We start from the raw sequence: 21,166 nt of genomic DNA on the forward strand, positions 1-21,166 counted from the left end.
TCGTTTGCGAGCGATACGTGTCGTGGTGTGGACAGCGTCGTCATTCTTTGATCACCACGCCGAAGCTGAGCCCGGCCGCGAGGTACTTGTTGACCGCGATGAGGAAGATGACGACCGGAACGATCATCGCTGTCGAGGCGGCCGCGAGCATCCCCCATTCGATCGAGCGCGAGCCGATGAACGAGTAGACGAACAGCGTCACCGGTACGGCCTCGAAGCTCGTCAGCACGAGCCCGAACAGCAGCTCGATCCACGCGAAGATGAAGCTGATGATGGCGACCGAGAAAATGCCGGGCTTGGCCGCCGGGAGGACGACCTTCCTGAAGCCCTGGAACTGGGTCGCGCCATCGACACGGGCCGCCTCTTCCAGCGTCTCGGGGATGCCGTCGAAGAACGCTTTCATCACCCAGACGACGAGCGAGAGGTTGATGCTGACGTACATCAGCACCATCCCGACCCGCGTGTCGAACAGATTGAGCTCCCGGAAGATGATGAAGAAGGGGAGCACGACGGCAATCGGCGGAAGCATCCGTGAGGAAAGTATCCACACGAGCACGTCCCGCTCCATGGGGATATCGTACCGCGAGAGCACATACGCGGCGGGGACGCCGATCAACAGCACGAGGACGACCGACGCGGATACCATGACGAGGCTGTTGGCGAACGCCGCGACGAACCCGGAATCCTGGATCAACTGGATGTAGTTGTACACCGTCGGCAGGAAGATCCAGTCCGGGGGCAGCGAATTCGCTGTTCCGGGCGGCTTCAGCGACATCGAAGCGAGCCAGTACAGCGGGAACAGCACGATGAACGACCACGTCAGGAGAATTGTGTGTCGAGCGGCCGTGACGAGTTTCTCCCGCGTATCCTTGTCAAGCCGCTGTGACGCGGTCGCAGAGTCGCTATCTGTTGTCGCCATCAGTCCCACACCCCCTCGAAGCCGACCTTCGCAATGATGACGTTACACAGTGCAACGACGAGGACGAGGTAGACGACGGCGATCGCTGCGGCCACGGTGATCTGGTTGTTGATGAACATCTGTTCGTAGATGTTGATGCTCACGAGCTGGGTCGCCGTCCCGGGGCCGCCGCCCGTGAGCCCGTACACCACGCCGAACGTTCGGAACAGGTCGATTAACCGGATGAGCGTCGCGACAAACACGACCGGCTTCATGTAGGGGATGATGACGTGGACGTAGCGACGCCACATCGGCGCACCGTCGACGCGCGACGCTTCGATGAGCGTCTTCGGCACCGACGAGAGGCCGGCGTAGAAGATGATGAACATGAACGGCGTCCAGTTCCACGCGTCTAAGAGAATAACCGTCAGCAGCGGGATTTCCGAGAGGAAATTCGGCGCTGCGAACGGCGTGCCGGTGTTTATGACGTACGGAATAATTCCGATTTCGCTGTTCAGCATGATCCGGCCGATGGTCGCGAGCGAGACGGGGGCGACGGCCATCGGAATGATGAACAACACCCGGTAGAACGACTTCGCCCGGCCGGAGCCGACGCCGGCGACGAGCGCGGCCAGGACGAACCCGAGGATAGTTTCGAGGAGCAGCGCGCTGACGACGACAGTAATCGTAATGACGAACGAGTGGATCGCGCCGCCGCGGGTAAACGCCGTCTCGAAGTTGCGCAGCCCCACGAAATCAGCTGCGAATACATCGAGTGTCGGCTCCGCGATCAGGCTGAGATACAGGTCGTAGGCACCGGGGAAGAAGGTGATCATCACCATCACCGCCACCATCGGTGCCATGAACCAGTACGGGAGGTAGTCGTTCCACAGGTCCCGCAGCCTGGCGAAGGTCGATTGAGGTGTCGTTTCCGTTTGCGTTGGTGTACTCATTTGTGGGATGTGTTGTGGCGCAGGTGTGGCTGAGACTTAATTGCTGTAGATGTCTTCTGCGATGGATGCCGCCTGTGTCATCGCCTCCTCAGCGGACTTCTGCCCGGCGATGGCGCGCTGCAGTTCCTCCGAGTACCGCTGGCCCCATTCGGGGTACTTCCGGTCGAACGGGTCCGGCGCTGCTTCCTGCAGGGATTCGAGGGTGACCTGTGCGAAGTTCTCGCCGACGCGAGAGCGGAACTCGTCGTTCTCCCAGACGGACTGGCGGACGGAGAAGGCGGCGTCGCCCTTGACGTGCATCCAGGTGTTGGTCGGCTGCGAGGACGCCCACACCATGAACAGGAACGCCTGCTCGGAGTTCTGGGCGTTTTTGGACGTGGAGATCTGCCAGTTGAACGCGTTGGGCGAGAACTGGCCATCAGCCGGACTGGGAACCTTCGCGATACCAATCGTGTCGGCGACCGAGGAGTCAGAGCCGGTGAGTCCGGGCCAGAACAGGTTCGCGTCGGAGACGATGTGGCCGGCGCGCCCTTCCTGCATCGTCGAGAGCACGTCCGACCAGGTCTGCGTGGACGCGCCTTCGGGACCGTAGTCCTGCAGCAGGCTGACGTACCACTCCGCGGCGTTGATGACGCCGTCGGAGTCGAGGCCGGAATCGGTCGGGAACTCGGTCCAGAGCGAGGAGCCGAACTCGCGCAGGAACGTGTTGAGGATGTAGATGTTCATCCCGTAGCCCTTGTCGCCACGGCCGACGGTGCCGACGACGTCCGACTCGTTCTCGTGGATGGTCTGTGCGTTCTGACGGAACTCTTCGAGCGTCTCCGCGACCTCCAGGTCGTGCTTGTCGTAGAGGTCTTTGCGGTAGAACTGCGTCTGGACTTCGACGGTAATCGGCATCCCGGTCCATGTGTCGCTGTAGCCGCCACCGTGAGCCTGCCACCGCGACGCTTCGAAGAGGTCGTCTGGATCGTACCAGTCCTCGTCGAAGAGGCTCTCATCATCGAAGAACGGGTCGAGCGGCTGGATCCAGCCTTCCTCGCGGAACTGGTTGACGACCTGATCCATGTAGAAAACGTCGAACTGCCCAGCGCCGGTACTGACGTCCGTCTGGCGCTTGGTCCGGAACTGCTGTTCGGGCAGGACGTTCCAGACGACGTCGATCCCGGTCAGTTCCTCGAAGACCGGGACCGCGGGTTTGATGGCCGAAACCCAGGGGTGCTGGACGGCCCCGATGTTGATCGAGGACCCCTCGAACTGTCGCCAGTCGATATCGGCGTCCTCGTACTCGCTGAGTGGAATCGCGAGCTCGCCATCGCTTCCGTCGGTGCTGGTTCCGCCATCACTACCCCCACTTGAGCCGTCACTTCCGCTCCCATCTGAGCCATCGCCGCCTCGTGTACAGCCAGCGAGACCGCTGAGTAGTCCGACACCTGTCGCTTTCAGAAACGTCCGCCTGTTGGAGTTGGTCATGCCAGTTTGCCTCGTCACTACCGAATTACCGATGCATAATAAAGGTAATCATCTGTAAGGTAGAATACCCATCCCACTGGGGGAGATCCGACGGTTTGCAGTACTAGGACGCCTCTATCTACGAATTCCTCTGTCGCCAGATTACGGGAGACCGTGGCAAGATTTTAATACACGGTCCGAAAACATCGATAGTACGGATCGTGGCTGAGTCCGCTGTATGCGTCCAGCTCGGCTGGACCAGTGACAACGGGCTACGGCCCAGACCACCCATGACCCGACCCACACCAACTCACGACCGAGGTACTGCTGTAGTGACGACCGCGACCCGACCGTCGGAGGTGAACTGATGCGGGCCAGTACGTTGACCGCTGTCGGCGAAATTACGGTCGAAGAGCGTGACCGACCGGACCCTGCGGATGACGAGGTTCTCGTTCAGGTCGGCGCCTGTAGCGTCTGCATGACCGACTATCATATGTACCACGGCACCTTCGCCGCAGAGACACCGCTGGTCCTGGGCCACGAAGGTGCCGGGACCGTTGCGGAAGTCGGTGCCGACGTTGAGGGCATCGCGGTCGGAGACCGCGTCGCAATCAACCCCACCGTCCCCTGTAACGCCTGCTCGTACTGCAAGAAGGGGGAGACGCACCTCTGTGAGAACAACACGAGCATCGGCGGTGCCGGTGACACCATCCTCGACGGTGCCTTCGCTGAATACGTCCGCGTCCCGGCGATCAACGTCGAGGACATCGGCGAGATGTCATTCGAACGGGCCGCACTCGCCGAACCGCTCGCCTGCTGTGTCCACGGCGTCGAGCAGACAGACATCAAACCCGGAGACAGCGTCGGTATTATCGGCGCTGGCCCGATTGGCTTGCTGCTCCTGCAGGCGTTCCGCAATGCAGGCGCTGCCCCAATCGTGGTTTCCGAACTTGATGACGAACGACGAGAGCTGGCTGCCGACCTCGGCGCAGATGCCGTCGTCGACCCCAACGAAGAAGATCCCGAGGAGGCGATCTGTGCGGCGGCCGGCGGACCGGTCGACGTCGGCGCCGAGGCTATTGGGCTCGTCCCGACAATCAAGCAGGCCAACGCTGTGACTGCGTCCGGTGGCTCGACACTCATCTTCGGCGTCCCTGACCAAGAAGCGACAATGGAAATCAGCCCGTTCGATGTCTTCTTCGACGAGGTCGACTACCGCGGCTCGTTCTCCCTGACGACCGAGGACTTCGAGCGAGCGATAACACTGCTCAGACACGAACGCATCGATGCCGAGACGCTCATCACCGAACGTATCGGGCTCGACGATCTCCCGACAGCGTTTGAACGGATGGGCAACGCTGAGGGGCTGAAGAAAGTAGTCGTTCCAGGGGATTCCGAGTGAGCGAGTACGACCTCCTCGATACTGTCCGGAAATGCGGTCGTCGTGGCGCTTGACCACGGTATCGCTATGGAAGCAATTCGTGAACTCGAACAGTACAGTCCACACTTGACGCGGTGCCTTGCAACCGGCCGCAGTTGTTCTGGAGAGAAGAACGAATAAATTTCGACAGTCGGAACTCGTAGCGATCCAGAAAATAGTGATAAATAATGTAGGATATCTTCTGGGCCTACTGCACATGCCACCATCTGTTCTGCTCTAGTGAACAGGCTTTTGTCGCGGCGGGTCGAAACGACGGTCAATGACCGACGAACCACAGTATGCAGTCGAAGCAACCCAGACATCGGTGGCTATCCTCGAAGCGCTTGTCGACGCGACGGGGCCTGTCGGCGTTACAGAGCTTGCCAATCTCGTCGGGGTTTCCAAGAGCGTCGCCCATAACCACCTCTCGACGTTGCGTGCGGCCGGATACGTGGTCAAGCGCGCAGAGAAGTACGAGGCGTCGCTCCGCCCGTTGTTTCTCGGTGAGCGAACGCGTGATGGACTCAGTTTCTATCAGGCGGCGAAACAACAACTGGACAATCTCGCGACGGCAACAGGGGAGACAGCGACACTGTTCGTCCTCGAAGAAACGGCCGGTGTCCCGGTGTCGATCTCCGAACCCGAGGACGGCTGGGGAGTCCCGTTCCACGCGGGCGAACGGTTGCCACTCCATGTCAACGCTCCGGGAAAGGCACTGCTGTCGTCGCTCCCGAGTGATCGCGTCGAATCGGTTCTCGATGAAAGAGAGCTTGTCGCACCGACTGACGCAACTCTCGTCGACCCAGATGAACTCATCGAGGAACTGCGCCGGGTTCGTGATGACGGCATTGCGTTCTGTAGAGGAGAACAGTACGAGGGGATTATCGGTGTTGCCGCCCCGCTCCCTGACGTCAGTGGTGATCGGATCGCTGCACTGGGCATCTGTGGCCCCGTTGAGCGTTTGAACGGCCGATACCTCAGGGAGGATATCACCGGGCAAGTCCTCAGCACGACAAAATCCATTCAGGTGGCCCTTACATCGAATTGATGGGTTCTTGAATAACGAGCGTACTACTGTTATTCTATTCTGTTGGTGGCCGCCATCGGAATGGACGAACGGCCTCACTGCCACACACCGCTACCGACGACGCCTGATCTTCATGCGTCGAAAAGATAGTTTCCGGTCACCCCGGCATCAGAAGTAATCTCACGAAGGAATCGCGGATCACTTTATGCCCCTCTGTACTGACTGTGAGATTAAGCACCATCGTGTGAGTGCTACTGCTGTCAATCGCGTGCTGTTCTCTACAGCAGAACAGACAGCAGGATTGAACAGCGAGGTGTTGTGGGGACAGTCCCACTGACTACAACAGCGGCTATTGGTCTCTAACTCACGCCCACCGCTAATATGAATATATGATTGACACATTTCCAGTCATATATTTCAAAATTGGAGATGGAATTGCCAGATATACGTCTATTCCATCCAAGTCTGTATGTCCCATACGCAACATCTGATCTTCCACGGAAGTAGATAGCTCTGATGGGTATCGCTACGAGACGACGCAGCACCAGATAACTACTGCAACCGTGACCCTGTCAGAGACGGAGACAATGCGGTTTCTGTGGGAACTGCAGGAAAACCGACTGTGCCCTCACAATGGGGTGCCACAGCCCGGGCACAGCGGGGGGCCGGATTCGGGGAGCGAAAGCCCGCAGTGTGGGCACCCGTCATCGCCTTCCGGCGTCCGGATCTCCGAGACAATGTCGGATGTCTGTGTGCGGATTGCATCTCTCGCGGCTATTCCTGTAAAGCCATCAGCAGGTTCCGCCCCGCGATACTGGGAGAGAGCGAACCGGGCTCGCTCGGCAACAAACTCCTCGTCCACAGTGAACTCTTCGAGTTGTGCTTCCGGGAACGCTTCCACGCTCTTAGTGCCGGCAAGCAACCCCAGCGCTTCGGCTGCCCGCCCGCGGACGTATCTGCTTTCGTCTTCGAGACACGAGACGAGTGCTTCCCTGGCGTCTGTAAGCCGTTCGGGACACGCAGAGCCGATAACGACGAGAGCTGTGCTCAGGTGATATCGAACCAGTTCGCTGTCCGCTCGAAGATGCTCGGCGAGCGAGTCGACCTGATAGCGGAGTCTGTCGGGACGGCCCATGGCGACGTGGGCCAGCGCCTTCGCTAATTTCTCCCTAACTTCTGGTTTGTCGAACTCCAGGCCGATGCGCAGGTCTGCCACGACCTCAGGTGAGACGACGGCATCGGGATGGTCGACGGCGACGTAGCCCAGCGCCTCTGCACACCGGGCGCGAACGTAGTAGAACTCCGACTCATCCGCCAGTCGCTCGGCAAGCGTCGGGACAACCGGAACCACGCTGTCCGGCGCGCTCTCGCTGACCGTGACGAACAATTTCGCTGTCGTGAGCCGTGTTGGCCGCTCGCTATTCTGCAAAAACACAGTGAGCGACGTCAGTACGCCGTCGAACAGTTTCGGCTGGTCGTCAGCAGCCGCTTTGAGTGACCGCAAGCACGCCTGCTGGTCAGCCGCTCCGGCCATCGAAAGCCGCTCAAGTGCTGTCAGTGCGTCAGCTTTCTCTCCTTGTTCGAGTAACGTCACAATCTCTGAATCTGGAGGTGCACCGGATTGGTCGTCCATCGGTCCGTTGTCGGCATTTCTCGGAGAACCCACAAAACCCCTTGCCTCCCGGGTATTACTCGATCCGAAATAACCGCACACCGTTGAAACTGTGATACCGCCATTAATGCCGTATATGGTAATGCATCTATGGTTTATACACCTATTTATGAGAGATGTCGGTAGAGAGTACCGATATTTGGATGTATTTGTGTGGCGAATATATTAATCAGCTTACATCGGGCGAGTGGCAATATAAGTAAATACAGTAACTGTCTGCTGATCTAGTAAAACGATGCCCAGCGTAGCTGGATATACGCGGCAGCCCACTGGATTTGTCGGACTTCCGCCCGTTTCAGACAAAAGCTAAATGATGATGTAGGTTTTCGGTTCGCGCATAGATGAAAAGCAAACGCGCGTCGTTCGAGGGCGCTCTCGAAGCATTGGGTGTGACAGTTTCAAGCACTGCCGAGTCCGACCTCGAAGCCGCTGTTACGGAGGCAGTCACGGAGCCTGCAGTCGGGATCGCGCTCGACAAAACGGCCGGGGACGAGGCGTTTTCTCTCACGGAGACGCCGGTCACGGTCGACCCCACTCCGGTCGCGCTTCGCGAAGCGACCACCGGCGTAACCGGTGCTGAACTCGGCATCGGCGACTACGGTTCGCTCGTCCTCTCGATGACCGAAGAGGCCAGCGAACTCCTGAGCCTGTTTGTCGAGCGTCATGTCGCCATTCTTCACGAGGAAGACATCCAGCCCGATATGGACGCGGCAGTGGCAGAACTGGACGAACGGTTCAACGAAACCGGTGGGAGCGCGATCATCGCAACAGGACCGAGCGCGACAGCCGACATGGGCGCGCTCGTCAAAGGCGCACACGGACCCAAGGAAGTCCACGTCATCATCGTCGAGGAGGGTGCGTGACGATGGCGACCGCCGACGAACTCCGCGAGCTGATGCGGACCGAGGGCGCGGCAGTCGCGGAGAACACGCAGGGGTTCAACACGGGGCGCTACGACTCTGTCGCGGACCTGGGAGACTACGAGGAACTCAAGCAAGCGGCCCGGAGTATCAAGGAGGACGCCATCGAGGAACTTCCAGATCTCCTCGACCAACTGACGGAGGCCGTCGAAGCGAACGGGGGAACGGTGTACATCGCCGACGACGCCGCCGACGCGAACGACTACATTCGCGATGTCGTCGACGAACGAGCGGCTGACCGGGTCGTCAAGAGCAAGTCAATGACCAGCGAGGAGATCGAGGTCAACGAAGCGCTCGAAGCAGATGGCGTGGACGTGGTCGAGACGGACCTGGGCGAGTGGGTGTTGCAGGTCGCCGACGAAGCCCCTTCTCACATCGTCGCCCCGGCGATTCACAAGTCCCGCGAGAGCATCGCGGAGCTGTTCAACGAACGGTTCGAGCCTGACGAGCCGCTGGAGACGGCCGAGGAACTGACCCGCTTCGCCCGGAAAAAGCTGGGCGAGCAGATCATCGACGCGGAAGTCGGCATCACCGGTGCGAACTTCGTCACGGCCGATACCGGGACGATGGCGCTGGTCACCAGTGAGGGCAACGCCCGCAAAACCGTGGCCGCGACGGACACGCACGTCGCAGTGGCCGGCGTCGAGAAGGTCATCCCGACGGTTGGAGACCTCCACCCGTTCATCGAACTCATCGGTCGGTCGGGCACCGGACAGGACATCACGTCGTACGTCTCGCTGCTGACCCCGCCAGTCGACACGCCGGTCGTCGATTTCACCGACGACGAAACGCCGCTGTCTGCGTTCGACGCCGACCGCGATTTCCACCTTGTACTCATCGACAACGGCCGGCTGGAGATGCGGGACGACGAGCACCTCCGGGAGACGCTGTACTGCATCCGGTGTTCCGCCTGTTCGAACTCCTGTGCGAACTTCCAGAGCGTGGGCGGCCACGCCTTCGGCGGGGAGACGTATTCAGGTGGCATCGCGACCGGATGGGAAGCCGGCATCGAGGGGCTGGACGTGGCCGAGGAGTTCAACGACCTCTGTACCGGGTGTACCCGCTGCGTGAACGCCTGCCCGGTCGGCATCGATATCCCATGGATCAACACCGTCGTCCGGGACCGGATCAACCGCGACAAGGACGCTCCCGGAGAGTGGCTCGTCGACGGACTCACGCCCGACGAGGAGGACGACGGTGCGCCACTGCAAAAGCGCTTCTTCGGCAACTTCGAGACCGTCGCAAAGCTCGGCAGCGCCACCGCACCGGTGTCGAACTGGCTGGCCGACACGACAGTCGCACAGCAAGCGATGGCCCGAATTCTGGGTATCGACCCGCGACGTGACCTCCCGACGTTCGAGCGGGAGACGCTCGTCGACTGGGCCGCTGCCCGTGACTCACAGGTCACAAACCCCGAGCGCCGGGCGGTGCTCTACCCGGACCTGTACACGAATCACGTACAGGTCGAGCGCGGCAAAGCCGCGGTGAAGGTGCTCGAATCGCTGGGCGTCGACGTGGTGGTCCCACCGGTACCATCCAGCGGCCGCGCGCCGCTATCACAGGGTATGGTTGCGACGGCGACAGACCACGCTGAGCGGGTCACAGAGGCCCTCGAACCTCATATCGAAGACGGCCGCGATGTGGTCGTTATCGAACCGAGCGACCACGCGATGTTCACACGGGAGTACGAGCGCCTCCTCGACGAGTCGGCGTTCACCGACATCGCGGAGAACAGCTACGAGGTCTTCGAATACGTGTTCGGGCTGCTCGACAACGGGGCGTCCGTCGAGTCGCTCTCGACAGTCACCGGCGCTGAAATCGCGTACCACAGCCACTGCCAGCAGCGGACGCTCGGGCTCGAAGCTCACACTGTCGCTGTGCTCGAAGAGTGTGGCTACGACGTCGTCACGTCCGATGTGGAGTGTTGCGGTATGGCCGGGAGCTTCGGGTACAAGTCCGACTACTACGAACTGAGCATGGACGTCGGCGACCGACTCCGGACGCAGTTGCGCGAGGACGGTGTCCAAGACCGCCCCGTCGTCGCAAGCGGGACTTCCTGTCTCGAACAGATCGACGCCCTGCTGGAACGGCAGCCGCGCCATCCTATCGAGCTGTTGGCGACATAAACTGAGAACCGCGTGCAGGCAACAGGACACAGCCCCTAACGCGTGTACGGCCGTTATTTATCCCGTATTTATACCTCTTGCGCGTGTTGGGCTACGTATTGGAATGGACACCACGACCCGAGATGTCGTGCGTGCCGGTGTGACGCGTGCGTATCGTGTCTTGTCCTGTCTGCGGTCTGCAGTGCACGTATGCAGGTCCGCTACCGACAGCTATTCGCGGAGTGGCGGCGCGGCGAGCTGTCCGTTGTCGAACTCGATCGGCGACGGCGCTTCGACGACTCGGAGGTCGTCACGGTCGCGTGCGGCCTCGACCAGCGCGGGTGACGCGTAGAGCTGGTGGAGATGCATCGTGTCGGCCGCACGGAGCACGCGAACGGTGTCGGTGTCGACGACCCCTATCGTCGACAGTGCGGCGACGATGCCGGCGCGGTCGGTTTCGACCACTGGCGGTACTTTCACCCCGCGAATCGTGCTCGCGGTGAGCGCGTTGATCAGCGACGTCTGCGCGTCGAGTTCCGCGACGACATCTTCGTGGACGACATCGGCTGAACCGACGCCCATCGCGTTCCCGTGAGTCTTCTCTGTCAGCCCGCGTGTGAAGATGCGCTTGATGTCTGGCGTCTCCGGAGCCGGCTCGTTTATCGAGAACGGTCGGCGGCCGATGACGTTAGTATCGAGTCCCTGGCCGCTGATTTCCTTCCCCTGGCGGTCGAATACCACGAGATCGAGTTCATCGAACGGGAGCTTGGGCATCAGTTCGTAGGCGGTCTCTAACAGTTCCGCCTCGCGGTCGAGGAAGCCACTTGGCGGCACGCCCTCTATCAGCGTCGTCTCGTCGTGCTGGTCCTCGACGATTGCGACGCCGCCGACAATCGGCAACTCGTCGAGCAACTGCCCGGTGATCTCTGGAATCATCCGCCGGAACGACCAGTCGACGGCCCACTTGTGCGCGATCTGTGCGCCGCGTTGCTTGCCCATGCCGATGACGAGCATCTTCGAGAGCCCGCTCTCGACTGGCCCGTCGAAGTCCGTATGCGGTTTGACGCGGTTGATGGGAATGATTGCATCAGCCGCCACAGCCGTATCGTCTGCGACGACGGGCACGTCCCGGTCCGGCGTTCGCCCGACCTCGACCACGTCCATGGTCGACCGGATTTCACAGCCGATAGCCGACTCGGTCACGCCGAGTTCGTTCAGCATCGTTCGCTGGCCCTCGCCGGTAGCCCCACCGTGGCTCCCCATGGCCGGGAAGACGAACGGCTCGTAGCCGGCGTCGGAAACTGCGTCGGCGACACCGGCGACAATAGTGGGCAGGTTCGCGATACCACGGCTGCCGACGCCCAGCGCGACTTCGCCGCCTTCTGGCACGTCGGCAAAGGACAGGGACTCGACCGCCCGGGCCGCGTGTGTTGCGACGTCGTCCGGCGCTATCGGGTCCGTCTCCCAGTTCTGTTCGATGACGCCGAGTTCGGGGAGCGGCGGGTCGCCACAGGCATCGACGATTGTTTCTTCCGGAACGGAGAGGGCGTCCGCCGCGATCTGTTGATCGGATGCGTTCATACGCAGCATATCAGACTGTCTGTTGATAAACGTGAGCCACGGATCGAACGGTACTGCCCTTCCATCGTGATGCGGCAGTCCGGTAGTACCACTCGAAAATAGCCACCGTGTCTCGGGGGCCGGCATTACTCGCTCGGGTCTGGGATAACGAGCACGGCCACGTCGTTGACGTTCGTCCCGGTCGGCCCGGTCTCGACTGTCGCCTCGATTTGAGAGAGGTACGAGCCGGCGTCGTTTGCGAGAAGCGCGTCGCGGGCCCGTTCGCGGTCGGCGACGACGGTCGCGTCAGCGATAGCCCCGGCCACGTCGGAGCTCCCGTCTTCGCCGTCAGTGTCGACGGCGGCGATGACCGCGTCGCCGTCGTGGACCAGTGCGCCGGAGAGGACGAACTCCTGATTGGGGCCGCCTTGTCCACCGTCCCCGGTCACGGTCACAGTCGTTTCGCCGCCGGCGAGGAGGACGGCCGGCGGCTCGACGGGTGTTCCCGTCGCCGTAGCTTCTTCGGCGATAGCGACGAGCGGTTTCGCCACCTCGCGGGCTTCGCCGCGCAGGCGAGACGTGAGCACGAGCGGTTCGTACCCGGCTTCCTGTGCGACAGCAGCGGCGGCGTCAAGTGCGGTTGCGTTGTCCCCAATGAGATGGTTCGTGACCCGGTCAAAGACCGAATCGCCGGGAAACGGTGTCTCCGATATTCGGCCGTCTCGTCCGGCTTCGAGGTGGTCTCGAACGGCCGGCGGTGGAGTGAGGTCGTACTGAGCAAACACGTCAAGGGCGTCCTCGTAGGTGGCTTCGTCCGGAACTGAGGGCCCGCTACCGATGGTCGAGAGGTCGTTCCCGACAACGTCGCTGATCAGTACCCCGGCGACAGTGGCGGGAGCCGCGCGCCGTGCTATCTGCCCGCCTTTCAGGTCCGAGAGGTGCTTCCGGACCGCGTTGATCTCTTCAATCGGGACGCCACCACTCAGGAGTCTGTCGGTCGTCGTCTGGAGGTCGTCCAGCGTCAGGTCTCCGGCCGGAGCCGACAGAAGCGCGCTGGCTCCGCCGGTCAGGACAAACAGCACGAGCGTGTCTTCGTCGGCGTCGTCGACGGTTTCGAGAATATCGATGGTCACCTCAACGTTCCGGTTCGACGGTAACGGGTGGTCTCCGACGGAACTCCGGACGGTTTCGGTGTCGATAGCCTGCTCGACGACGACGTGGCCGCCGCTGAGGGAGTCGCCGAGAATGGATTCGAGCGCGCGGGTCACGCCACCCGTGGCTTTCCCGCCGCCGACAACAACGACATCGGTGTAGTTGCCGAGGTCGTACGTTGTCTCACCGACTGTCAGCGTCTCACCGACGCGGCTGACGACCGACCTAGTGGCCACTTCTGGCGCAGCCGCGGCCACGGCGGCCTCGATACAATCGAGTGCCACCTCGCGTGCAGCGTTGGCAGCCAGTGCGGCCCGGTTCTGAATCATACAACTGTTTCCATCCGAATCGGTAAAAGTCCCCTCGGTAGCAGAGGTCAGCGAGCGCTGTCTGCCGCCATGAGATACCAGCCCTACCGATAATGTGATCATTATATAGCTACTGTTTAAAACCGTCCCAATATACCCCAGCCCTGCTGGAAGCTCCGTCCGAAGATATTCCCGAGTGAGGGTACTTGTAACCGAGTGGATTGCCCAGTTAGAACTGGGTAGAGGCCAAGAAATAGAGCATTCTGACATTTCCTGTTACAGTCAGCGTCCGATGCACCTCCGTCCTCATCGTGCCGGTATCCACCTCTCAACTCTCCGGGCTACTCCAGTCGCCAGTTCTCGGTGTATTATATTGGGCTGCTTGAGCAAGCCAAATGTTTTGGATCAGGACCAGTGGTAGACGTTGTTTTATATCATTACGTATGGATTATCTATATCCTTCATACGGACATCACTGAATCGATGAAGCAAGCAAGTATCTACATCTTGGATATCGAGATCAAATAACTGGTCTGAATGTGGATCTCTTATTATATTTGTACATATAACTCGATCAGCAACCGGCGGCGTTTATTCCCCTTCAGCACTGAGCGTCGATTCAAGCCCTTTTTCAAGCGACACTGTTGGTTCATATCCCAGCAGTGTGCGTGCGTCACTGAGATCTGCTTCGCTCTCCTTGATGTCATCTGTGCGTTCAGGGACGTGTTTTATCCCCACATCCGTTCCAACGACATCTCGGACGGTTTCGGCGAGTTCGTTGATAGAGATACTTCGTCCAGTTCCGACGTTGAACGGCCTGCCGATAGCATCCGTTGTAGCTGCAAGCAGGTTTGCACGTACGACATCATCGACGTGGACGAAATCTCGCGTCTGTTCCCCGTCACCCTCGATTGTGAGCGGGTTGCCCGCCTGCGCCTGCCGGATGAAGGTGCCGATGACACCGGCGTACTCCCCGTCAAGCCCACGCGGCCCGTAGACGTTGAAGTATCGTAACGGAACTGTCGGCAGGCCGTACCGTTCTGTGTAAAACTGCGCATACTGTTCACCGAGATGCTTCTCGATTCCATATGGAGTGCGTGGGTCGGCCGGCTCCGCTTCTCTAATCGGGACTGTATCGGGATTGCCGTATACGGCGGCACTTGAGGCGAGTACGACCCTTGCATCCTGCCGTCGAGCGCAATCGAGAACGGTGACGGTTGCCGACCCGTTGAGCTCGTGACAGTCGACCGGCTGCTCGATTGACTCGGGGACACTAACCATCGCGGCCTCATGAAAAACTATGTCGACGTAGTCCATCGCTTTGCTGACTGTTCCCGTATCTCGTATATCACCCTCAATTACAGTCACATCCTCCGGGAGGTTTGCTCGCCGTCCCGTCGAGAAGTTATCAAGGACTTGAACATGGTTATCCACCGCTAACGCTGATGTTAGATGGCTTCCAACGAACCCACCACCCCCGGTAACTAGCACCCGACAATTGCTGACATCATTCATCGACATGTCATTCGAAGACGCGGTTTTCATGTTTTAAGTTATTCGTAGACATACGTCTCGTTTCCCGAGCGAGTCATCTCGATCTCACAGAGACTGTGCCGAACTATAGTAGCCATTGAAAATCAATGCACACCTGATCGAACGACGGCAGTGCGATCAGTGTGTACATCGTTTCAATTGTTACTATAATCCCATCTGATACCGTAGCGACCATGCGTTGTATCCCCGCGTCAGACTATACTTTGTTACCTGCTTTTTGCGGATAATACAGGATTGGGGCAATCTCGGAAAGCTGGGAATAACAATGTGATAACTCGTTCACAGCAGAGCACAACGGAGTCCACTACTCGCCACAATGATACCACTATACGTACTGGAGCGTGTGGGCGACCACACCGAACGACCGCCATCGAGAGCGGTTCCGGAGTGGGACTGAGATGTCGGATAGAATCCAACAATCACCCGCTAATGACGGTATCCGCGAGGTTTCCAAGAACTTGCCCGCGGTGGGACTAGTCGCGACCGAGTCGAACGCTGAGTGGATCGCGGCTGAAATCCTTCGCATACACTCACGGGCACACCAAGCAATCGTTACAGCTGCTGTTGATGCTGACCTTCAGGCACTCACTTTTGCCCGGTGGCTTGATGCAGAGGTGGTTCTCCCTTCTGGAAACTGGGCTGAGACCGATACCCCTCGCGAGCGGTTGCGTCTGTTCGCTAAGCAAGCTGGGTATCCGGGACTCCTGTACCATGGTGAAGAGAAGGGGTCAGTTAATCTCTCGGCAAGCCGCGAAGCCCTGGAGAATACCGAGAAATTCACAGTCGAAGCCCGTCTTGAGCCCGTCACCGAGCCGGACCCGACTGTCATGGTCGGAATTCCCGCGTACAACGAGGCGTCGACGATTGGGGCAGTAGTGGAGTCAGCTAAGAACTATGTAGACACCGTTCTGGTGGTCGACGATGGGAGTACTGACGACACCGTCGAAGTCGCAGCGGCGGCCGGTGCAACAGTGTATGAGCACGACCGTAACATCGGGTATGGCGGTGCCCTCAACAGTATTTTCGACCAAGCTAGCCGTGGTGACGCCGACTACTTGGTCATACTCGACGCAGACGGGCAGCACGACCCCAGTGACATCCCGGAATTAATCGAACAACAGCGGAAATCCGGGGCGGAAGTTGTCATCGGCAACCGGTTCGATGAGGATGCAGACACCGAGATGCCGTTGTACAGGCGGTTTGGCCTATTTGCGGTTAACCTCATGACAAACCTCAGCCTCGGAATCCTCAAGCCGGCAAATCAGATCAGCGATACACAGAGCGGATTCCGTGCGTATAGTACAGAAGCCATAACCTCGCTCGCTGAGGACAACTCAATCGGAGACCAGATGGATGCAAGTACCAATATTCTGTACCATGCTCACTCAAATGGCTACCAGATCACAGAGGTTCCGACGACGATAGATTACGACGTGGAGACTTCTAACAACCTTGGCCCAGTTGAGCATGGGCTCACGCTCGTTGGAAACATTATTCGGACGGTTGAGCGAGAACATCCGATTATGTTGCTCGGCGTGCCTGGTGTCTCCTGCGTTCTGATCGGATTTGTGTTTACTTACCTTACGATGTTCAACTATCTTCAGTCCGGAACTTTTCCACTTGGACATGCTCTGGCTAGTACTACGTTCACAATTATTGGCATCCTCGCAGCCTTCACTGGAATCATTCTCCACTCCTTAGAATTATACCGCCAATAGCTGGCAGTTCAAGTATTCAACGGACAAATTAGGGTTCGTATCTTTCTTTCTCAGGTGTCGGTTTACCAGAGTGTTTGATTTTTGATTGGGAACAACTTCTGCATAACAAAGGGTAACCTATATGATTCGTACGTCAATGGAGCACGAACCCATATTAGACTATCTGGAACGGGGACAGCGCTACGAGTCAATGATAAAACTACGGGAGGCACTGGAAATATGACTATCTGCGTCCATGGGCTCGGCTATATCGGGCTTGCAACCGCATCGCTGTTCGCCAACGAAGGCACCGATGTCATTGGTTTCGATGTCAACGAAGATGTGATAGATCGCCTCCACGAGGGCGAGCCCAAAGTCAGCGAGTCGGAGCTTGAGTCGTACATTCAGGATGCGTTAGAGTGTAATCTAACGCCGAGCCGTCGCCCCCAACCCGCTGATGTGCATATCATCTGCGTTCCAACACCGTACGACGAACTGAACGATGAGGCGGATCTGACCTACGTGAAGGACGCTGGGCGAAACGTGGCCAACGTTCTCAGGCCTGGCGACACCGTCATTCTGGAATCAACAGTGCCGCCGGGAACAACTACCGGAATCCTGGCGCCGATCATATCACGAAGCGATCTCAATATCGGTGAAAATGTCCACTTGGGGTACACACCGGAGACGGTGATGCCGGGGAATACGCTCACAGAACTCCGAACCAACGATCGAATCGTTGGAGGTGTTGATGAGGCCTCAGTTAGCGCTATCAAGTCCCTCTACGAACCGCTTACCAGCGGAGAGATACATGTCGCCGCTGACCCAACAACCGCCGAGTTCGTGAAACTCGCACAGAACGCTGAGCGAAACGTTAGTATCGCGTATGCTAACACGCTCGCTCTCCTTGCAGAGAACTACGGCATTGATGTGCGGTCTGCGATCACCCTCGCAAACAACCATCCGCGGGTTGATATTCTGAGTCCAGGCCCAGGGGTAGGTGGACACTGCCTTCCTGTCGACCCACGGTTCCTGAGCGATGGCTCTGGTGCAACGGAGCTGATCGATATAGCGAACCGGGTCAACGGCAGGATGCCTGAGCACGTTATCAGATTACTCGAGGACGCTATCGACTCGCTCGAAAATAAGACTGTAGCTGTCCTTGGAATCACGTACAAGGGTAACGTCAGCGATACCCGAAATAGTCCAGGCTTGGAAATAGCCCAGCTTCTCGGTAATGTCACAGTGGATACACGCCGGGCCATGGATGGGGGTTGGGACGAGGGATCAGTCACTATTCACGACCCACGGGCGACGGACTCCAGACTACAGCTCGTTACGCTCGATACAGCAGTAACTGGCGCTGATGCAGTGATATTCGGGGCAGCACACGATGAGTTTGCAGACCTTAACCCGGAAGACATTCGGTCGAAAATGACGGGCCGAACCGTGGTTGACCCGGTCGATGTAATCGACGTGGATCACTGGACTGAGCACGGGTTCGATGTCCGGACAATCTGAGTTGTTCTGCGAATACCATTCTGTTAGTAACAACCCCCTCGCGGACGGCTGGTCATCATCAACGGCGTAGGAGGCCCATAACAAATCCTGTTGACGACTCACGGAACCGCTATGAAACCTGATCGGGTGGCACTATTGTCAGAATTTCGCCCTACGAGACGAGGACAACAATGACTGACAGCACTGTGGGTTTCGTCCTTGGAACGCGTCCCGAGATTATCAAGTTAGCCCCGGTAATTCAGGAGTGTCACCGACGTGGCGTCGACACACATATCATCCACACTGGGCAGCATTACTCAGATTCGCTGGATACCGTCTTTTTCCGACAACTCGGATTATCACCGCCAGATACGAACCTCGAAATCGGATCTGACGATCACGGGGCTCAGACTGGTGCGATGCTCGCTGGTATTGAGAAAGAACTTCAAGATGCCGAGCCAACGGTGGTGTTTGTCCAAGGGGACACGAACTCGACTCTCGCAGGTGCATTAGCGGGGAGCAAGATAGATGTCGACGTAGCCCACGTCGAAGCTGGGCTTCGGAGTTTCGATGACGACATGCCCGAAGAGACGAACCGCGTCATCATCGATCACATCTCCGATTACCTCTTTCCCCCGACCGCCGAGACAGCGGTGTTGCTCCGAGACGAAGGGGTCCCCGAGGACCGCATCACAGTCACCGGAAATACGATCGTCGACGCAGTCGAAACCTTTGATGATGAAGCCGCAGACAAAAGTCAGATTCTGAGTGAACTCGGCCTTTCCGAAGGGCAGTTCGACCTATTGACTGCTCACCGGGCGGAAACAGTTGACGACCGGGAAGCCTTCGAGCGGATTCTCAGCGGCGTTGCACGGGCAAGCGCTCAAGCGGACCGGGAGGTCATCTACCCAATCCATCCCCGAGCGGAGGATCGCCTCGAAGAGTTCGGTATCGCAGTCCCCGATCAAGTTCGTCTTATCGAACCACTGGGGTTCTTCGATTTCCTCAGATTAGAGAGTACAGCAGACTTGGTGTTCACCGATTCAGGTGGTGTCCAAGAGGAGACGAGCATCCTCGGGACACCGTGTGTGACGCTCAGGTATGGAACTGAACGCCCTGAGACGGCGTTTGTCGGTGCGAACTGCGTTGCCGGCCGGGAGCCGAGTAGTATCACTGCAGCGGCGACACAGATGCGCGGAAAGGCTGAGGATTGGACGACGCCTTTCGGAGATGGGACAGCCGCCATTCAGATACTCGATTCAGTTTCGGAACTCCCCGTCAGGGAAGCAGTCACAGCGCCCGAGTGACCGGCCAGTAAGCACTGTGCGCCCGGTGCTGCTTCGGGTAGTTTCTCGAGTACGAATTGACCGCTCTTCAACGACTTGTTTGACCAAGGATAGGGAAGAACGACCAAATCTGTACAACTGGAAAGGCGTGTTCTGTCTGGTTGCTTTCCCGGTGGTAATTCACCGATTGACAACAGGTTACTCCCCATCCAATGACCTTATTTTGGCCAGATTCCGGACGGGAACTCTTGGCACTAATCCGTTACATGAACTGGTAGTAACTGTCTAATTTTATTACTACGACCGCACCAAGCGATAATGGCTACTGATGCTGATGCGAACATCGAGACGGAGACACTCCCGATCGATCTTCTGTTGGTCGGACTCCTTGGCTTCTGGCACCTCGGTGTTGCCCAGGGGTATTTCGAACAGTCTCCCGCAGGGATTTTTTTGGGGTTGGGGGCGGTACTTGTTGCACCGGGATACGCTCTAGTTGCGCTTCTATTCCCACGAGGATCTTCTGAGTCTGGTGGACTGTTTGACAACCGGGAAGGACGAATATCTGCCGGTGAACGACTTCTCCTTGCAGTCGGGAGCAGTGTCTGTATAGTTCCACTATTGGGGCTCGGGTTAGTCTTGGGCTCGCTTGGTGCGACTACCGGATCGTATCAATTCGCTATCAGTGTTACGACGGTACTTCTCACGTTTGCTGCAACGATCCGACGGGCGCGAGTGCCATCAAATGTGCGCTTCAGTCCCCTGCGGTGGATGACAACTGTACGGAGCCAAACGTTTTCAACACCGTCTGGGGGTGTTCCGACGATACGCATTTTGCTTGTATTTGGGCTTCTTCTCTCCGGTACCGGAATCGGGTACGCGGCCATATCGACTGAACGGGGTGAACAGTTTACCGAGTTTGCGCTGGTAACTGAATCCGCCGACGGAAAACCCATAGCGTCTGAGTATCCGTCACAGATCCCGCTCGGCAGTTCTCGGACTGTTCAGGTCTCCATCGGCAACCATGAAGGCCAAGAACTAAACTATACTGTTGTTGTCATTGCGCAGAGAATCGAGAACGGCAGTGTCCTGGCCACCGCGCGGATTGACCGATTCAGAAACCGTGTCGGGGCGGGTGACACTCTCAAGCGGCCACATGAACTGTCCCCCACGCTGGTCGGTGATCACATTCGAGTTTCATACCTCCTCTACCGCAATGAACCACCAGTTGAGGCGAATCCTCGTCCCGAGAACGCGTACCGCCGCACACACATCTGGGTTAACGTCATCAGTGGCTGATAGCATAGGCTCGCGCTCCGCAAGGACCAAGCTAGCCCCGTAACGACTATTCGAGAGGTCTATTTTCTGCTATGTGTGGTACCTATGCTTGGCACAGCACACCTGTGACAAGCGCTTATTGTTTTCTAATACGAGATAGTATCAAAACGATGATCTCACAAGCCAGAAGGAATCCCGATTATTTTGCACGGGACACCACAGGCATTGGAGCCAGATGATATTCTCATTCAAAGTTAATACTGTTCCGCTGACATGATTTCTGCAGGAGAAAATGAATTGCGAAGACCGTTCGCACCCCTATCACGTCGTTCCTTCAAAAACACCGACGCTCTTCCGTAGGAGATTGTTGATACAGTTATCCCGAAGGGA

At 58.3% G+C, this 21,166-nt stretch carries 15 protein-coding genes; 8 read left to right on the plus strand and 7 right to left on the minus strand.

The features are described 5' to 3' along the window. Positions 1-40 precede the first annotated feature (40 nt). From AV929_RS20185 to AV929_RS20195, 3 genes are read right to left on the minus strand one after another with little or no spacing between them, the layout of a single operon-like run. Positions 41-919 carry a carbohydrate ABC transporter permease gene (locus AV929_RS20185; protein ID WP_050038457.1) on the minus strand — a complete coding sequence of 293 codons (879 nt, stop codon included), beginning with the start codon at positions 917-919 and terminating at the stop codon, positions 41-43. Continuing rightward, positions 919-1,851 (minus strand): carbohydrate ABC transporter permease, encoded by a 933-nt coding sequence (locus AV929_RS20190; protein WP_014031135.1) that lies wholly within the window; start codon positions 1,849-1,851, stop codon positions 919-921. Before AV929_RS20190 ends, AV929_RS20185 begins: the two co-directional genes overlap by 1 nt. Positions 1,852-1,887: 36 nt before the next feature. Then, positions 1,888-3,321: an extracellular solute-binding protein gene (locus tag AV929_RS20195; protein ID WP_014031136.1), complete on the minus strand. Its 1,434-nt coding sequence runs from the start codon at positions 3,319-3,321 to the stop codon at positions 1,888-1,890. A gap of 346 nt (positions 3,322-3,667) precedes the next feature. Here AV929_RS20195 and AV929_RS20200 point away from each other — a divergent pair, with 346 nt between their 5' ends. Further along, positions 3,668-4,702, plus strand: a complete 1,035-nt coding sequence (locus AV929_RS20200; RefSeq protein ID WP_050006929.1) for a galactitol-1-phosphate 5-dehydrogenase — start codon at positions 3,668-3,670, stop codon at positions 4,700-4,702. A gap of 298 nt (positions 4,703-5,000) precedes the next feature. Then, positions 5,001-5,768 carry an IclR family transcriptional regulator gene (locus AV929_RS20205; RefSeq protein WP_014031138.1) on the plus strand — a complete coding sequence of 256 codons (768 nt, stop codon included), beginning with the start codon at positions 5,001-5,003 and terminating at the stop codon, positions 5,766-5,768. A 607-nt stretch (positions 5,769-6,375) separates the two neighbouring features. On the opposite strand, the gene AV929_RS20210 is transcribed toward AV929_RS20205, so the two are convergent. Then, positions 6,376-7,380: a HEAT repeat domain-containing protein gene (locus AV929_RS20210; RefSeq protein WP_014031139.1), complete on the minus strand. Its 1,005-nt coding sequence runs from the start codon at positions 7,378-7,380 to the stop codon at positions 6,376-6,378. 380 nt (positions 7,381-7,760) lie between these two features. Here AV929_RS20210 and AV929_RS20215 point away from each other — a divergent pair, with 380 nt between their 5' ends. Together AV929_RS20215 and AV929_RS20220 are read left to right on the plus strand one after the other, a co-directional pair. Then, positions 7,761-8,282 carry an LUD domain-containing protein gene (locus AV929_RS20215; protein WP_064289110.1) on the plus strand — a complete coding sequence of 174 codons (522 nt, stop codon included), beginning with the start codon at positions 7,761-7,763 and terminating at the stop codon, positions 8,280-8,282. A 2-nt stretch (positions 8,283-8,284) separates the two neighbouring features. Further along, positions 8,285-10,465: an LUD domain-containing protein gene (locus AV929_RS20220; protein WP_064289111.1), complete on the plus strand. Its 2,181-nt coding sequence runs from the start codon at positions 8,285-8,287 to the stop codon at positions 10,463-10,465. A 210-nt stretch (positions 10,466-10,675) separates the two neighbouring features. On the opposite strand, the gene AV929_RS20225 is transcribed toward AV929_RS20220, so the two are convergent. The 3 genes from AV929_RS20225 to AV929_RS20235 all read right to left on the minus strand — a co-directional run bounded on the left by AV929_RS20225 (position 10,676) and on the right by AV929_RS20235 (position 14,979). After that, complete coding sequence (locus AV929_RS20225; RefSeq protein WP_064289112.1) at positions 10,676-12,025, minus strand: hypothetical protein; 1,350 nt, start codon at positions 12,023-12,025, stop codon at positions 10,676-10,678. A gap of 125 nt (positions 12,026-12,150) precedes the next feature. After that, positions 12,151-13,485, minus strand: coding sequence for a glycerate kinase (locus AV929_RS20230; protein WP_064289113.1), 1,335 nt, complete (start codon positions 13,483-13,485; stop codon positions 12,151-12,153). A gap of 570 nt (positions 13,486-14,055) precedes the next feature. After that, the gene (locus AV929_RS20235; RefSeq protein ID WP_369802700.1) at positions 14,056-14,979 is read right to left on the minus strand and encodes an NAD-dependent epimerase/dehydratase family protein; all 924 of its coding nucleotides are present in this window, start codon (positions 14,977-14,979) and stop codon (positions 14,056-14,058) included. 437 nt (positions 14,980-15,416) lie between these two features. On the opposite strand from AV929_RS20235, the gene AV929_RS20240 reads away from it, so the two are divergent. The 4 genes from AV929_RS20240 to AV929_RS21585 all read left to right on the plus strand — a co-directional run bounded on the left by AV929_RS20240 (position 15,417) and on the right by AV929_RS21585 (position 20,797). Beyond that, positions 15,417-16,736, plus strand: coding sequence for a glycosyltransferase family 2 protein (locus tag AV929_RS20240; RefSeq protein ID WP_064289115.1), 1,320 nt, complete (start codon positions 15,417-15,419; stop codon positions 16,734-16,736). Between the two features lie 219 nt (positions 16,737-16,955). After that, the gene (locus tag AV929_RS20245) at positions 16,956-18,236 is read left to right on the plus strand and encodes a nucleotide sugar dehydrogenase (RefSeq protein ID WP_050006934.1); all 1,281 of its coding nucleotides are present in this window, start codon (positions 16,956-16,958) and stop codon (positions 18,234-18,236) included. A 170-nt stretch (positions 18,237-18,406) separates the two neighbouring features. Then, positions 18,407-19,522: a non-hydrolyzing UDP-N-acetylglucosamine 2-epimerase gene (wecB, locus tag AV929_RS20250; RefSeq protein ID WP_049943026.1), complete on the plus strand. Its 1,116-nt coding sequence runs from the start codon at positions 18,407-18,409 to the stop codon at positions 19,520-19,522. 297 nt (positions 19,523-19,819) lie between these two features. Beyond that, entirely contained in the window at positions 19,820-20,797 is a 978-nt protein-coding gene (locus AV929_RS21585) for a DUF1616 domain-containing protein (protein ID WP_050006935.1), read from the plus strand. Positions 20,798-21,166 lie beyond the last annotated feature (369 nt).

The sequence above is a fragment of the Haloarcula sp. K1 genome (genome assembly GCF_001647155.1).
GTDB classification, from domain to species: Archaea; Halobacteriota; Halobacteria; order Halobacteriales; family Haloarculaceae; genus Haloarcula; species Haloarcula hispanica.

Coding starts and splice junctions, on each gene's coding strand:
- AV929_RS20230 (WP_064289113.1), bottom strand. CDS start 13,485: ATGATTCAGAACCGGGCCGCACTGGCTGCCAACGCTGCACGCGAGGTG.
- AV929_RS20200 (WP_050006929.1), top strand. CDS start 3,668: ATGCGGGCCAGTACGTTGACCGCTGTCGGCGAAATTACGGTCGAAGAG.
- AV929_RS20240 (WP_064289115.1), top strand. CDS start 15,417: ATGTCGGATAGAATCCAACAATCACCCGCTAATGACGGTATCCGCGAG.
- wecB (WP_049943026.1), top strand. CDS start 18,407: ATGACTGACAGCACTGTGGGTTTCGTCCTTGGAACGCGTCCCGAGATT.
- AV929_RS20205 (WP_014031138.1), top strand. CDS start 5,001: ATGACCGACGAACCACAGTATGCAGTCGAAGCAACCCAGACATCGGTG.
- AV929_RS20190 (WP_014031135.1), bottom strand. CDS start 1,851: ATGAGTACACCAACGCAAACGGAAACGACACCTCAATCGACCTTCGCC.
- AV929_RS20225 (WP_064289112.1), bottom strand. CDS start 12,025: ATGAACGCATCCGATCAACAGATCGCGGCGGACGCCCTCTCCGTTCCG.
- AV929_RS20245 (WP_050006934.1), top strand. CDS start 16,956: ATGACTATCTGCGTCCATGGGCTCGGCTATATCGGGCTTGCAACCGCA.
- AV929_RS20235 (WP_369802700.1), bottom strand. CDS start 14,979: ATGAATGATGTCAGCAATTGTCGGGTGCTAGTTACCGGGGGTGGTGGG.
- AV929_RS20215 (WP_064289110.1), top strand. CDS start 7,761: ATGAAAAGCAAACGCGCGTCGTTCGAGGGCGCTCTCGAAGCATTGGGT.
- AV929_RS20195 (WP_014031136.1), bottom strand. CDS start 3,321: ATGACCAACTCCAACAGGCGGACGTTTCTGAAAGCGACAGGTGTCGGA.
- AV929_RS20220 (WP_064289111.1), top strand. CDS start 8,285: ATGGCGACCGCCGACGAACTCCGCGAGCTGATGCGGACCGAGGGCGCG.
- AV929_RS21585 (WP_050006935.1), top strand. CDS start 19,820: ATGGCTACTGATGCTGATGCGAACATCGAGACGGAGACACTCCCGATC.
- AV929_RS20185 (WP_050038457.1), bottom strand. CDS start 919: ATGGCGACAACAGATAGCGACTCTGCGACCGCGTCACAGCGGCTTGAC.
- AV929_RS20210 (WP_014031139.1), bottom strand. CDS start 7,380: ATGGACGACCAATCCGGTGCACCTCCAGATTCAGAGATTGTGACGTTA.